The 14,625-nt window shown below is 49.7% G+C and carries 14 protein-coding genes; all 14 read right to left on the bottom strand.

Annotation, left to right across the window (positions count from 1 at the left end; genetic code table 11):
* Positions 1-203 precede the first annotated feature (203 nt).
* The 14 genes from gltA to HMPREF9443_RS03335 all read right to left on the bottom strand — a co-directional run bounded on the left by gltA (position 204) and on the right by HMPREF9443_RS03335 (position 14,588).
* Positions 204-1,592: an NADPH-dependent glutamate synthase gene (gltA, locus tag HMPREF9443_RS03400; RefSeq protein WP_040564974.1), complete on the bottom strand. Its 1,389-nt coding sequence runs from the start codon at positions 1,590-1,592 to the stop codon at positions 204-206.
* Positions 1,577-2,419, bottom strand: coding sequence for a sulfide/dihydroorotate dehydrogenase-like FAD/NAD-binding protein (locus HMPREF9443_RS03395; RefSeq protein WP_009145110.1), 843 nt, complete (start codon positions 2,417-2,419; stop codon positions 1,577-1,579). The genes gltA and HMPREF9443_RS03395 overlap by 16 nt, the downstream gene beginning before the upstream one ends.
* 31 nt (positions 2,420-2,450) lie before the next feature.
* Positions 2,451-3,731, bottom strand: a complete 1,281-nt coding sequence (locus HMPREF9443_RS03390; RefSeq protein WP_009145109.1) for an amidohydrolase — start codon at positions 3,729-3,731, stop codon at positions 2,451-2,453.
* A 92-nt stretch (positions 3,732-3,823) separates the two neighbouring features.
* Positions 3,824-4,501, bottom strand: a complete 678-nt coding sequence (locus tag HMPREF9443_RS03385; protein ID WP_009145108.1) for a class II aldolase/adducin family protein — start codon at positions 4,499-4,501, stop codon at positions 3,824-3,826.
* Between the two features lie 2 nt (positions 4,502-4,503).
* Positions 4,504-5,748 (bottom strand): adenosylhomocysteinase, encoded by a 1,245-nt coding sequence (locus HMPREF9443_RS03380; protein WP_009145107.1) that lies wholly within the window; start codon positions 5,746-5,748, stop codon positions 4,504-4,506.
* Positions 5,749-5,780: 32 nt separating this feature from the next.
* Positions 5,781-6,827 carry an S-methyl-5-thioribose-1-phosphate isomerase gene (mtnA, locus tag HMPREF9443_RS03375; protein WP_009145106.1) on the bottom strand — a complete coding sequence of 349 codons (1,047 nt, stop codon included), beginning with the start codon at positions 6,825-6,827 and terminating at the stop codon, positions 5,781-5,783.
* A 9-nt stretch (positions 6,828-6,836) separates the two neighbouring features.
* Positions 6,837-7,634 (bottom strand): S-methyl-5'-thioadenosine phosphorylase, encoded by a 798-nt coding sequence (mtnP, locus tag HMPREF9443_RS03370; protein WP_009145105.1) that lies wholly within the window; start codon positions 7,632-7,634, stop codon positions 6,837-6,839.
* Positions 7,635-7,825: 191 nt separating this feature from the next.
* Positions 7,826-8,485 (bottom strand): HAD-IA family hydrolase, encoded by a 660-nt coding sequence (locus tag HMPREF9443_RS03365; RefSeq protein ID WP_009145104.1) that lies wholly within the window; start codon positions 8,483-8,485, stop codon positions 7,826-7,828.
* A 126-nt stretch (positions 8,486-8,611) separates the two neighbouring features.
* A complete protein-coding gene (locus tag HMPREF9443_RS03360) occupies positions 8,612-9,904 on the bottom strand; it encodes a glycosyltransferase family 2 protein (RefSeq protein ID WP_009145103.1) in 1,293 nt (430 codons plus the stop codon).
* A gap of 31 nt (positions 9,905-9,935) precedes the next feature.
* The gene (gene pssA / locus HMPREF9443_RS03355; RefSeq protein WP_009145102.1) at positions 9,936-10,619 is read right to left on the bottom strand and encodes a CDP-diacylglycerol--serine O-phosphatidyltransferase; all 684 of its coding nucleotides are present in this window, start codon (positions 10,617-10,619) and stop codon (positions 9,936-9,938) included.
* Positions 10,616-11,248, bottom strand: a complete 633-nt coding sequence (locus HMPREF9443_RS03350; RefSeq protein WP_009145101.1) for a phosphatidylserine decarboxylase family protein — start codon at positions 11,246-11,248, stop codon at positions 10,616-10,618. The genes pssA and HMPREF9443_RS03350 overlap by 4 nt, the downstream gene beginning before the upstream one ends.
* A gap of 213 nt (positions 11,249-11,461) precedes the next feature.
* The gene (locus HMPREF9443_RS03345) at positions 11,462-12,190 is read right to left on the bottom strand and encodes a WecB/TagA/CpsF family glycosyltransferase (protein ID WP_009145100.1); all 729 of its coding nucleotides are present in this window, start codon (positions 12,188-12,190) and stop codon (positions 11,462-11,464) included.
* Positions 12,191-12,316: 126 nt separating this feature from the next.
* Positions 12,317-13,021 carry a response regulator gene (locus HMPREF9443_RS03340; protein ID WP_009145099.1) on the bottom strand — a complete coding sequence of 235 codons (705 nt, stop codon included), beginning with the start codon at positions 13,019-13,021 and terminating at the stop codon, positions 12,317-12,319.
* Position 13,022: 1 nt separating this feature from the next.
* Entirely contained in the window at positions 13,023-14,588 is a 1,566-nt protein-coding gene (locus HMPREF9443_RS03335) for an ATP-binding protein (RefSeq protein WP_187363686.1), read from the bottom strand.
* Positions 14,589-14,625 lie beyond the last annotated feature (37 nt).

The raw sequence follows: 14,625 nt of genomic DNA, 5'->3' as shown, positions 1-14,625 counted from the left end.
TGAAAGGCTCAGATTTTCGAGTGATTTAATGTGAGACAAGATTGTATGAGTTGAGTGGAAGAATTTTTTATAATCGTTCAAATTATTTTTAAAACTACAACAATGTATATAAATAAAATCCTATTGCAGACTAACTCAGAACATCTGCAATAGGATTTTACGCTTATTTCATATTAAATTATGCAACAGCGCCGGCTTTCCCCTTACTTGCTCAGGTACTCGTCAATAGCAGCTGCAGCCTTCTTGCCTGCGCCCATAGCGCTGATTACGGTTGCAGCACCGGTTACGATATCGCCACCGGCGAATACGCCCGCAATAGAGGTAGCACCTGCCTCGTCAGCAACGATGTTACCGCGCTTGTTGACCTCCAGATCAGGGGTAGTCTGCTTAATCAGCGGGTTCGGGCCCTGGCCAATAGCCATAACTACCATGTCAACGTCGAGCACATACTCGCTACCTGCGATAGCTACAGGGCTGCGACGGCCGCTGGCATCCGCTTCGCCCAGCTCCATCTTAATACACTTCAGGCCGTTAACCCAGCCTTTTTCATCGCCCAGAATAGCAACCGGATTGTTCAGCAGGCGCAGCTCAATGCCTTCTTCCTTAGCATGGCCGATTTCTTCCTTACGCGCGGGCATTTCTTCCTCGCTGCGGCGGTACACGATATATACCTGCTCCGCGCCAAGGCGCTTCGCAGTACGCGCTGCGTCCATAGCTACGTTGCCTGCGCCAACGATAGCAGCCTTCTTGCCAACGTATACAGGTGTAGCGTAGTTCGGGAATTCATAAGCCTTCATCAGGTTTACACGCGTCAAAAATTCGTTGGCGGAATATACGCCGTTGAGGTTTTCGCCGTCAATCTGCATAAAGTGCGGCAGACCGGCGCCGGTACCAACGTAAACAGCGCTGAAGCCTTCCTCCTCCATCAGCTCCTTGATAGTGAAGGTGCGGCCGATAACAGCGTCAACTACAATCTTTACGCCCAGCTTTTTCAGTGCGGAGATTTCATGCTGTACGATTTCCTTCGGCAGACGGAACTGCGGAATGCCGTACATCAGCACGCCGCCGGCAGCATGCAGCGCTTCGTACATAGTTACATCATAGCCCATTTTTGCTAAATCGCCGGCACAGGTCAGGCCGCTGGGGCCGCTGCCTACTACGGCAACCTTCTTGCCTTTGCGTTCTGCCGGAGCTTCCACATCGTTATCCAAACCATGCTCACGCGCATAGTCGGCAACAAAGCGCTCCAAGCGGCCGATAGCGACAGGCTCGCCCTTGATACCCAGCACACATTTGCCCTCGCACTGGTTTTCCTGCGGGCAGACACGGCCGCAGACAGCAGGCAGTGTGCTCTTTTGCTTAAGGATTTTATAAGCCTCGGCAAAGTTTTCCTGTGCAACCTCATGGATAAACTTAGGAATATCAATATTAACCGGGCAGCTGCCTACACAACGCGGTTTGGGGCAGTTTAGGCAACGCTGTGCCTCGTCTACCGCCATTTCCTTAGTGTAGCCAAGTGCTACCTCCTGAAAGTTTTTGTTACGCACATCAGCCGGCTGTTCCGGCATAGCATTTCTCATTCCTCCACGCATTTGCAATGACCTCCACAGCTATATTCCAGTGCTTCCTGGTCCTTGTACATCTGCTGACGCATTACCAGGTTCGCAAAATCTACCTCGTGAGCATCAAACTCCGGTCCGTCTACACAGGCAAATTTGTTCTCGCCGCCAACCATTACACGGCAGCCGCCGCACATGCCGGTGCCGTCTACCATGATGGTGTTGAGGCTGGCCGTAGTTTTAACGCCGAACGGTTTGGTGGTCGCTGCCACGTTTTTCATCATGATAACAGGGCCGATGGCCAATACCAGGTCAACCTTTTCGCCTGCCTCCAGCATTTCACGCAGCGGGTCGGTTACAAAGCCCTTGCGGCCTGCACTGCCGTTATCGGTGGTCAAAATCAGCTCGTCGCTGATAGCAGCCATTTTATCCTGCCAGATTACCAGATCCTTGTCGCGCGCACCGATGATGGAGATAACCTTGTTGCCCAGCTCGTGATATGCACGCGCGATGGGATAAACAGGCGCAACGCCGATGCCGCCGCCAACTACTACAACAGTACCGAACTTGCCCATCTCGGAAGGATGTCCCAGAGGACCTACTACGTCGAGAATATCATCACCCTCGTTAAAGGTGTCGCACAAGTGCTTGGTGGTGTTGCCCACCGCCTGCACAATTAAGGTGATATAGCCTTTTTCACGGTCAAAATCCGCAATAGTCAGAGGAATACGTTCGCTGTATTCGTCAGTGCGGATGATAACAAACTGTCCCGGATGGCATTTGTGTGCCACCAGCGGCGCGTCTACGACGAACTCGTAAACAGCAGGTGCTAAATTTGTTTTGGTAATGATTTTAGCCATTTTCTTGCTTTTCTCCTTTTGCTGCTAATTGCTATTTATTCAAAAGCTTTCTGGTGCAAGCCTCAGCTTCCGCATAAATCTTTTCTTCGTCAAAGGTCAGCAGCTTGCCAGCTTCCACAACCTTTTTGCCTGCTACGAAAACAGTGTCGGCGTCGGTGCTGCTTGCTGCATAAACCAGCTGGGACAGCTTATTGTGACGCGGATACCAGTAAGGCTTATGCATATCCCACAGTACGATATCTGCCTGCTGACCTGCCTCCAAAAGTCCAGTATCGGCAAAGCCCAAAGTTTTGGCACCGTCAACGGTTGCCATCTCCCACGCTTTTTTAGCAGGAACAACGAGCGGATCAAAGGTTGTTGCCTTATGCAGCATTGCGGCAGCACGGCATTCCTCCAGCATATCCAGATTGTTGTTGCTGGATGCGCCGTCCGTGCCCAGGCCAACGCAAATGCCCTTGTTCAGCATTGCCGCTACCGGTGCGATACCACTTGCCAGCTTCAGGTTGCTCTGCGGGTTGTGTGCTACACGCACGTGCTTGGCAGCCATGATATCCATATCCTCGTCTGTCAGGTGTACACAGTGTGCAGCAATGGTACCAAGCTCAAACATGCCCAGCTTATCCATCAGCTGAATCGGCGTCATGCCATGCTCTTTGACAACGGTATCAACCTCAAATTTAGTTTCGCACAGATGCATCTGGATTTCTGCCTTGTTGGCAGCAGCCTCGGCAATAACCTTTTCCAGATAATCTACTGGGCAGGTATAAGGAGCGTGCGGACCGTAGGTGATGCGGATACGGCCGTTGTCGTAGCCCTGCCAGTTCTTCGCCAGCACAGTGTTTTCAGCCAGCTTTACGTCCTTGTCCGGCGCTACGCCGATCAGGCCGCGGCTGAGGTTAGCGCGGATACCGGTTTCGGCGCAGGCACGCGCAACGTCCTCCATGAATGCGTACATATCGGCAAAGCAGGTAGTACCGCCCTTCAGCATTTCTACGATGCCCAGCATTGCGCCCCAGTAGATGTCATTGGCATCCATCTTGTCCTCAATCGGCCAGATTTTGTTTTGCAGCCAATCCATAAGCGCCATATCATCCGCATAGCTGCGCAACAGTGTCATAGAAACGTGGCCGTGGGTGTTGACCATGCCGGCGGTAGCCAGCTTGCCCTTGCCGTCCACGATTTCGTCGGCAGCAAAGTCTGCAGGCACGTCCTTGCCTACATAAACAATCTTATTATCTTCAACGGCGATGTTCTGCATTTCACCGTTCGGAGTATGCAGAAGCTCGATATTCTTAATCAGTAGCTTAGCCAAAAGATTTCACTTCCTTGGTATATTGGTATAAATTAAGTCCTGCCTCCCTGTTTAATGCTTAGGGAGGCAGATGACAGTGATATTATTGTTTTCTACTCCTCGCCCTGCTGACGTTTGGAGTAATGCTTTTCATAAAAATCATGCATCACATCCACGTCCTCACAGCTCAGCTCGTACACCTTGTTGCCGGTGCCTGCACAGATTACGGCAATCTGCGCCGCCTTTTCCAGAATTTCGGCAGCAAGCAGTGCCTCTGCCAGGTTCTTGCCCCAGCACACAGCGCCATGGTTGGCCAGCAGCACAGCCTTTTTGCCGTTCAGCGCGCGCACGGTGTTCTCCGCCAGCTCCTGCGTACCGCAAAGAGCGTACTCAGCGCACTCCACCCTGCCGCCGATAATCTGCACGATATCCTCGATAATCGCCGGCACTCCGTGATGCATAGCCGCAAGCGCACTGGCATAAATGCTATGCGTATGGATTACGGCACCTGCCTCGGGATAGGCGTTGTAAATGGCGGTGTGCACCTTCAGTTCGGAAGAAGGAATGTGCTTGCCCTCAACAACTTCGCCATCACGGTTGATAATGACAACGTCCTCAGGCGTCAGCGTTTCATAACCGTGACCGGAGGGTGTGATAGCAATATTCTGCGCATCAATGCGGCAGCTGATATTGCCCCAGGAGCCTGCGACGAGCTTTTTTTCAATCAGCGCATGGCCTGTTTCCACAATGGCGGCACATGCACTTTCTTTAGCAAATAACTGCGTTTTCATGATTATTCGGCAGCCAGATATGCCTTCTGCTCTTCGCTCAGGGTGTCGATGCCTGCGCCCATAGCCTGCAGCTTCAGAGCAGCGATTTCGGTGTTCAGCTCTTCCGGCAATACATACAGTTTGTTTTCCATTGCTCCCTTATGGTCGAGCAGATATTTCATAGCCAGGAACTGCATAGCGAAGGACAGGTCCATGATTTCAATCGGGTGACCGTCGCCGCAAGCAAGGTTAACCAGACGGCCTTCGCCCAGCAGGTTCAGCTTACGTCCGTCAGCCATGGTGTAGGTCATGATATTTTTGCGTACTTCATACGGAGCAACTACGGAAAGCTCCTCCAGATGATGTTTGTTGATTTCTACGTCGAAGTGGCCTGCGTTGCACATAACAGCGCCGTTCTTCATAACCTCCATATGCGGTTTGGTGATTACGTCCTTGCAGCCGGTTACGGTTACAAAGATATCGCCGTGTTTTGCAGCCTCCTGCATCGGCATAACGCGAAAGCCGTCAAATACTGCTTCAATACCTTTAATCGGATCAACCTCGGTAACGATAACGTTAGCGCCCAAGCCTTTGGCACGCATAGCAACGCCCTTACCGCACCAGCCATAGCCTGCAACAACAACAGTTCTGCCTGCTACGGACATGTTGGTGGTACGCATGATGCCATCCCAGGAGGATTGGCCGGTACCGTAACGGTTATCAAACAGATACTTGCAGTAAGCATCATTAACGGCAATCATCGGGAATGCCAGATGACCTGCTGCAGCCAGAGCCTTCAGACGATGTACGCCGGTGGTGGTTTCCTCGCTGCCGCCCATCAGGTTAGGAATCAGGTCACGACGTTCGCCGTGGAGCATATTAACCAAATCGCCGCCGTCATCAATAATCAGCTGCGGTTCGCTCTTTAAAGCCTCGCGCAGATACGTATCATATTCTTCGTTGGTGCAGCCATGGGTTGCGAAAACGGTAACGCCGCTGTCAACCAGTGCTGCGGCAATTTCGTCCTGAGTGGAAAGCGGGTTGCTGCCGGTAACAACAACATTAGCGCCTGCGTTCTTCAGCACGAGTGCCAGATAAGCGGTTTTTGCTTCCAGGTGAATGGTTACAACCATGTTGATGCCTTGGAAAGGCTTAGTTTTGCTGTATTCATCGTTCAGATGGTTCAGCAGAGGCATATATTCCTTTGCCCACGCGATACGTTGATGACCTAACGGTGCCAATTTGATGTCTTTAATAATGCTTTGCATAAATCTAAAAATCCTCCTTTAATATATGCTCTTTAGTCTTGTAAAAGAGCCTGCAATTTCTTAATACTTTCTGTATACGGCGCTTTGAGTACGCCATGCTCGGTAATAATGCCGGTAATAAGCTCTGCCGGTGTCACGTCAAACGCAGGGTTAAACACTGCTACGCCCTCAGGCGCAGTCTGCTCGCTGCGGAAATGACGTACCTCGTTGGCCTTGCGCTCCTCAATAGGAATCTGCGCACCTGTAGCAATGGAAAAATCAAAGGTACTCGTCGGCGCGGCGATATAAAACGGAATCCCATGTGCCTTCGCCGCCAGTGCTACGCCATAGGTGCCGATCTTGTTCGCCGTGTCGCCGTTGGCCGCAATTCTGTCGGCACCGACAACAACAGCGTTCACACCCTTCGTGCGCATGGTCCACGCTGCCATATTATCGGTAATCAGCGTAACCGGGATGCCGTCCTCAAACAGCTCAAACGCCGTCAAACGCGCACCCTGCAAAAGCGGACGTGTTTCGTCGGCATAAACCATCTTCAGCTTGCCCTGCGCGTAGGCACTGCGGATAACGCCCAGCGCTGTGCCCCAACCGCAGGTTGCCAGTGCGCCTGCGTTGCAGTGCGTTAGCACTACGGCAGCGTCAGGCAGCACAGCAGCGCCGTATTCGCCCATACGCTTATTCATGGTGATATCGTCCGCATAAATCTGCTCGGCCTTCTCCTCCAGCGCCTTGATAATCGCCGCAGGTGACTTGTCCTCGCCGTTCAGGCGCACAGCCAAAGCGTATTGCAGATTTGCCGCCCACGCCAGGTTTACCGCCGTCGGACGCGCAGTAATCAGATCTGCGCGCACAGCATCCAGCGCACCCAAAAAGTCCGGCTTGTCCGCAACCTCGCGCGCACCCAGCACCATAGCGAAGGCAGCGGCAGCGCCGATTGCCGGAGCACCGCGCACCTCCAAGCGTTCAATCGCCACTTTCACGCGCTTGTAATCCACGCAGGTAATCCATTCTATCTTTTGCGGCAGCAAAGTCTGGTCCAGCAGCACCAGGCTCCCCTGCTCCCAACGCATAGTTTCTACCATAACAACCTCTTACAGCTTAAAGCCGCCGAACTCCTGCATAGCGTGATGGCAGTTGCACTTCGCCTCAGTCGGCTCTTCATAAGCGATGAAGGACAGAATCAGCTTTTCCATATTCTTAATGCTCAGTGCCATAGCGTCGCAAACCTCTTTATGGGAAAGCGGTGTCGGGGAAATGCCCGCTGCCATATTGGTAACGATGGAGCAGTTAGTGTAGCACATCTCTGCCTCACGCGCCAGAATAGACTCGGGCATATTGGTCATGCCAACCAGGTCACCGCCCAGCATAGCGAACATCTTGATTTCGGCAGCACTTTCAAAGCGCGGGCCTTCGGTGCAAACATAAACGCCGTGCTTATGGAAGGTAATATCCGTTTTCTCCAGGCATTTGATAACCTTCTCGCGCAGAGTCGGGCAATACGGATAGGTGAAATCGCAGTGCGCTACACCACGCTCGGGGGAATCGTAGAAGGTGTTGATGCGGCTCTTGGTGAAGTCCAGCACGTTGTCGCAAACTACGAAGTGACCTGCCTTCATCTCAGGGTTGAGGGAACCGACTGCGGTAGTAGCAAAAATCTCCTCAGTTCCCAGGCTCTTCATCGCCCAGATGTTGGCACGATAGTTTACCTTGTGGGGCGGCACGGAATGATCTACTCCGTGACGGCTCACGAAAACAACCTGATTACCGCTCATTGTGCCGATGTTGCACAATGCTTTACCAAACGGTGTTTCTATAATCTTTTTTTCAAATCCCTTCAGGGTATCGGGATTATCAATACCGGTTCCGCCAATGATAGCAATTTTACGCATATGCTTTGCCTCCCTTATAGTTAAATGTGATAATGAAAACTGTTTGCTGAAGTATGTTATTACGCATAATATCTATGCAGATTCTCCACACTTTTTCTATTATATAATACCATAAATAAGGCATAATTTAAAGAGTAAAGAAAAAGCACTCTCGCATTAACCGCAAAAGTGCTTAATCTGTTTATCTGACTTTATTTTGCTTTCCCTACAAGCTCCAGCAGCTCCTGCGGGCTTGCAATCACAAAATCCGGCCTGCCCTCCTCCAGCAGCTTCTCCCAACCAAAGGCGGTATAGCGCACGGCAACGGTTTTCGCCCCCGCACTACGTCCGCTCTGCAAATCGAAGGGACTGTCGCCGACGCACAGGCACTCCTCCGGCTTCACTCCCAGCTTGGCACACGCCGCCAGCATCGGCTCAGGATGCGGTTTGCTCTCCTTTGTATCGCCCAGGGCAACAGTCGCATCAAAATACGGCGTCAGCTGCAGGCAGTCCAGCCCACGGCGCAGCATCGGCGGCTTCTTAGAGGTAACCACCGCCAGCTTAATGCCCTGCGCCTTCAGCTGCTCCAGTGTTTCCTTCACGCCAGGGATAGAACGAATCATATCATCGTGATGCGCGTTATTATATTCTCTGTAAGCGTCGCGCATAGTCTCCACCAGCTCCGGCTTACCGGAAAGCGCAATCATTGCCTCCGGCAACGGCAGGCCGAAGGTAGCGACAATCTTCTCGCGCTCCGGAGTAAAGCCAAGCACCTCCCGGCAGGTGTGCTCAAAGGTGGCAATAATCAAATCTATGGTATTGGCAATAGTGCCGTCAAAATCAAAAAGTATTCCCTTAATCTGCATCTTCATATCCTCTCCGCTCTTTTAGCTCATCTTCATAAAATTTGCATAAGCACAATAAATTTATTATATCATGTTTACCTGCCTTTGCGCACTAAAAAAGCACTCCCGCTTACGCAGAAGTGCTTATAAAGCTTATTTTTCGTCCTTTTTCGCAAAGACTACTTCCTTAGGACCGTCGTTTACTGCGTCCTCGGGAATAATTACATCGTCGAAGCTGATGCCGCGGGTATGCAGCGTATGGCTCCACTCATGGTCGTGGCGGTGCCACCAGCCAAGGGCTGTAATAGGAATCCAGCTGTAAATAAACAGCGGATAAAGCAGCAGATACATCCAGGACTTGAAGGAAGCGCGGATTTTCCACAGTACCGCTACCGGGAAAATATACTGGCCGATACCAACCAGAGTCCAAACCTCTACCGGAATAATGGTATACAGGATATTGGTGTAGAACGGATAGAAGTTATAAATATAGCTGCAAAGCACAAAGAACGTGGAAATCATCAGAAAGTACGGCTGAATGAGGTTCACAGAGCAGTCCAGCATGACGATATTGCGTGTCTTGATTGCTTTTTTGATCATCGGGATGAGATAGCGGTCCGCAACGTCAAAGTGGCCCTGCGACCAACGCTTACGCTGGTTCCAGGTCTGCTTGAAGGTCAGCGGCTTTTCATCATAAATGATTGCATCATGCGCCCAGGTTGTAGGAATGCCTTCCATCATTGCCTGAATGGTGAACTCCATATCCTCGGTCAGGCAGGTTGCACGCCAGCCGTAACGCTTCAGCACCTCGGTGTCAAAGCACATGCCGGTACCGCCAAGGCAGCAGGAAAGGCCCATGTTGTACTTTGCCAGGCTCCATACATGGTTAACAATCCAGAAGGAAATTGCAAATACGCCGCTTACCCAGGTATCAGTCGGGTTTTTGGCATCCATATAGCCTTGGATAATGCGTTCGCCGTTGCACAGACGGCTGTTCATCTCCTGCAGGAAGTTGGGATGCACCAAGTTATCGGCATCGAAAACGCAAACCGCATCATATTTCTTATCCAGCTTGAACAGTCTGTCGAACATCCACGCGAGGGCAAAGCCCTTGCCCTTACCGGTTTCGCTGAAGCGCTCATGCACCAGCGCGCCGGCCTTGCGTGCAACCTCCGCGGTTTTGTCCGAGCAGTTGTCCGCAACAACATAGATATCATATAAAGCGTCATTGTAATTCAGACGGCGCAGGTTATCTACTAATTGAGCAATAACACGTTCCTCGTTATGCGCGCAGGCAATCAAGGCAAAGGTTTTGCTTTCATTATATATCTTAACTTCCTTCTTCTTGCCGAACAGGCCGAACCAAGAAACAAAAAAATAGTAGAGCGTAAAAAATATAATCAATAGCTGCAAAGGTATCATGATTATATCAAAAGCTGTATACATCAAAAATCTCCTTTACTCCCCTAACGGCAAATTATTTGTTCTTACCTGTAAGAGCACGGTAAACATGGTTTACAATGCCTGCCAGCGTATAGGTGAACATTGCTACAAACGGCCACGCACCGGGACGCTCGTACAGCATTACGGCACCGACAATTACGGCAATGATTACAGGCAGGCGATACATAGGATTGCCCTTGCCCTTGAAATCCGGGAATTTAACCTCGCTGTACATGATGCAGGCAATTACCAGAGTAACTGCTGCCAGCACAGCCGGAGCAAACTGATAACCGGAAACAACATATGTTGCCAAGAAGCAGGCACCAGCCGGAATAGGCATGCCCTGGAAATAACCGTGTACAACACCGGTGTTGCAGTTGAAGCGTGCCAGACGCAGGCAGCCGCCAACAGCAAAGAGTGCAGCAATAACCTGACCTACAAGGCCCAAATCCTGCAGACCATACATATAAATCATGATGGCAGGCGCAACGCCGAAAGAGCACATGTCGCAAAGAGAATCCATCTCTTTGCCGAAGTCACCGCCGCCAACACCGAGAGCGCGGGCAGCACGGCCATCCATAGAGTCAAAAAGTACAGCGATTACGATGAAAACGGGGGCAAGGAAGAAATCACCCTCGATAGTTTTAAAGATAGACAGCACACCGAAAATAAGGCTCGCAGAGCTGATGCTGTTCGGAATCAGACGACGCCAGTTCATTGTTCTTTAACCCTCCCCACTACGGTAATACCGCCAACAACCTTATCACCCTTCTTAACGGTGATTTCAACATTTCTGGGCACAACCAGCTCCGTGCTGGAGCCGAATTTGATCATGCCGTAGGTTTCGCCCTGTTGGAGCTTGGTGCCTACAGTTACCCAGGAAACGATGCGGCGTGCCAGCAGGCCAGCAATCTGGATTACCAGGAAGCGCATACGGCCGTTATCCATACCGATAGCATGACGCTCGTTTTCAAAGGAAGCGTTTTTCTCATACGCAGGCACGAACTGACCGCAGGTATAGCGCTGATATTTGATTTCGCCATCGAGCGGAGCACGATTGGTGTGCACGTTGAATACGGAAAGGAAAATAGTTACCTTAATCGCAGGCTCATTGAGATATTCATCATCAAAAATTTCATCTACGCCCATTACCGTACCGTCTGCAGGCGAATACAGGATGTTGGGATCACAAGGCGTAACGCGGTGAAAATCGCGGAAGAAGTAGGCAAAGTATAACGCCAGCACTACGGGGATTACGGCCCACACAGCGCCGAAGAAATAATATACTATTGCAGCCAACAACAAAGAAACACCAACATAAATATAACCATCTTTTACAATAAACATATAAAGCCTCGCTTTCCTGCGAATATTTCTTTTAATCTAAAACTTCATATCAGCAAACAACCTTGAACTGACTGTGCAGTCTGTTTTTTCGCAGACATAAAAAGTGATGGAATGCTACTTCCATCACTTTATTATAATACACCAACCTGCTTTTGTCTACATAAGTGTAAAATTCTTAGCACTTTCGGCAAGCACAGTATTTTTCAGTCTATATCAGAACTTGGATGCCATTACCTTGATAACAAACTTAGGCAGCGCCATCATACGCATAAAACGGCTGGGCTGCTTGTACAGGCGGAAGGCCCATTCCAAGGAAGCATCCTGCATCCATTTCGGTGCGCGCTCCATTTTGCCGGCGAGTACGTCAAAGCTGCCGCCGATGCCCATCAGAATTTTTGCGTTCAGCTCCGCGCGGTGTGCCACCAGCCATTTTTCCTGCTTGGGTGCGCCCAAGGCAACGAAAAGCATGTCTGCGCCGCTGGCGTTGATATCCGCAATAATCTGCGGCACATCTTCATCCTTAAAGTAACCGTTGTGGCAGCCTACTACCTGTACTCCCGGATAAAGTTCCTCGGCCTTCGCCTTCGCAGCTTCGGCAACGCCAGGGCTACCGCCAAAGAAGTACGCCTCGTAGCCCTTGTGCGCCGATAAATCCAAAAGCTCGTTGTACAGGTCAAAGCCTGCTACACGCTCCGGCACCTTGTAGCCAAGGTGTCTGCCTGCCCACACGGCACCGGCACCGTCAGGCAGCACCAGCTCCGCATCCTCGCAGATTATTTTTTTGTATTCTGCGTTTTCCTGGCACATCATGATGATTTCGGCATTTGCGGTAACAACAAAAGTCTGCTCCTTGGCGAGCATTCTTTCTTCAAGCGTTTTCACTGCCTCCTGCATAGTCATTGCGTGTATAGGCACGCCTAATATTTTAATCGGGTCTTGCATATGTTTTGCCCCCTCTTTTCTGCATAATAATACTACTATTGTACACTACTTTAACGATTATTTCAAATCTGTATAAGAAAAAGCGAACCCTCAGACAAATACTGCCGAGGGTTCACCCGAATCGCTTTACTGTATATACGCCTTCAGCACATCGCTCTGCTTATCAAGGCACAGATACTTATAGACCGGTCTGCCAACGCTGCCGCGGTGCAGGTCCAGCTTCAGCAGATGCAGGGATTTCAAAAACTCCAGATATTTACGGATAGAAACGCGGGAGATTCCCACCATGCCTGCCACCTCTTCGGTAGTAAACATGCCGTCAATACCGCAGATGCATTCCCAAACAGTGCCTAAGGTATTTTTATCAAGTCCCTTGGGCAGAGTTACCGCAACCTGATTATCCTGACGCATAATAGTAGTGTCAAGGTCAGCCTGCTTAATGATGCCCTGCTCCTCAACAATCTGATAACGCTTCAGATAATTGTTCAGCGCAAGGTTAAAGCGTTCAAACTCAAAGGGCTTGATAATATAATCGACAGCGCCTAAACGCAACGCCAGCTTAATTTTATCCTTATCGTTTGCTGCCGAAACGATGATGACATCTACATCATAACCATTCTCACGTATTTTAGCCAAAAGCTGTAAACCATCCATAGTAGGCATAAAGACATCAAGAATGATTAAATCGTATTTGTTCTGACGCAGCAGCTTCAGCGCAGTATCTCCGTTACCTGCGATATCGCACAGCTGAAACCCCTTGATCTGGCTAAGATAGTGCTCATGCAATTGGGCAACCATCGGGTCATCTTCTACAACTAACACGTTAATCATCTTAATCCCCCTCTTTCCTGGTCGGAAGCCTTACGGTAAAGGTAGTGCCCTCACCCGGAGCAGACTCCACAGTAATGGTGCCATTAAGGTTATTGATGCTTTGCTTAACCAGATATAAGCCAAAGCCATGACCGCTTTCACCCTTGCTGCTGAAGCCGCGCTGGAAGATATGCTCGCGTATCTCGTCACTCATACCGGGTCCGGAATCCTCCACGACGATAACAATTTCGCGGTCAAAATCCAGAATCGAGAGATTAACGATGCGTTCACCGTCAAAATTCTTCAACGCATCAAAGGCGTTTTCAATAATATTGCCGGCAATCAGTACAATATCATGTACCGAAGGCACATCCAGTTCGCTGTGCAGCTCGCTTTCCTCTGTCAGAGAAAAGTCGATATCAAGTTCACGGCTGCGGCTTATTTTACCGAGGATAAAGCCTGATAATGTAATGTCTTTCAGGCGGGTTACTACATAAGAAACCTCAGATTGTCTGTTATAGGCAATTTCCTGCGTAAAATTCTTCAGCTCGTCATAGGCCTTCATATCTATCAGGCCCATAATCACATGCATTTTGTTCATAAACTCATGTGTCTGCGCTCTTAAAGCAGTAGCATAATTTTTAAAGCCTGTCAGCTGGTTAGCCATCTCTTCTACTACAGATTTTTTGCGGAAGGTAATTACGGCACCGATAATGTTCTTATCATCCAGTAACGGTACTGCAGTAATAATAAAGACAGTATTACCCATCTTGACACTGGCATCAACTAAAGTTTTACCTTCTTTTATAATATCATCCAACGGCACACGTTTCAAGACATCTTTTGCAGATTTTCCAAATAGTTCATTAACTCCTTCAATACCTGCTTGCTTCAAAAGCAATTGGGCCTCGGAATTGACAAGCGTAATGCAGCCGTTGCTGTTGATATTGATAATGCCTTCACGTACAGAGTTAAGAATAACGTCGCGCTCCTGCAGCATTCTGGCGATTTCTTCCGGCTCATAGCCGAAAAGAACACGTTTAATCCTCTGTGCCAGATAAATTGCTCCCCAGATGCCAACAATCAGGCCAAGCAGCGTCATAGACAGCAAGAATAAAACTGCATCTATTGTAGAATTATTAACGATTTCATCGGAATAACCGGTAACAACATAACCGATAGTTTTTTTATTGTCATCTTTAACAAAGCCTATGGCCTTATTGGGAATCGCATAGTTTTCCTTATAGGAAATATTGTTGCGTCCCTCATATTTGTCAACCAGATTACGCGCACTATGCTCGAAGTCAGGCAGCTTGCCGGGGTTATACAACACGCGCAGATGGCGGTTCTTATCATAAATCGCTACGCCCGCTTCATCCGAATGGTCAACATCGTTAACAAAGGCAGCCATAAAGCTGTCTACGGAATCCTCCGGCATTTTGTTCTGCTTCTCCAGGCTCTCCCTAATTTCCGGAGAGTTACAGAGAATGTTGTTGATGCTTACGGCGTTGATACTGACGCGGTCATAAATTACCCGCGCCACCTTCTGCGTCGTAAACAAAGATGTCGGCAGCAGTGCGATACACACTACGAGCGTAATAAGTACTACTATTTTCTGTAAAAGT

Source organism: Phascolarctobacterium succinatutens YIT 12067, assembly GCF_000188175.1.
GTDB classification, from domain to species: Bacteria; Bacillota; Negativicutes; order Acidaminococcales; family Acidaminococcaceae; genus Phascolarctobacterium_A; species Phascolarctobacterium_A succinatutens.
Note: the sequence above shows the minus strand (reverse complement) of the source record. Positions and strands in the feature narration are given on the sequence as shown.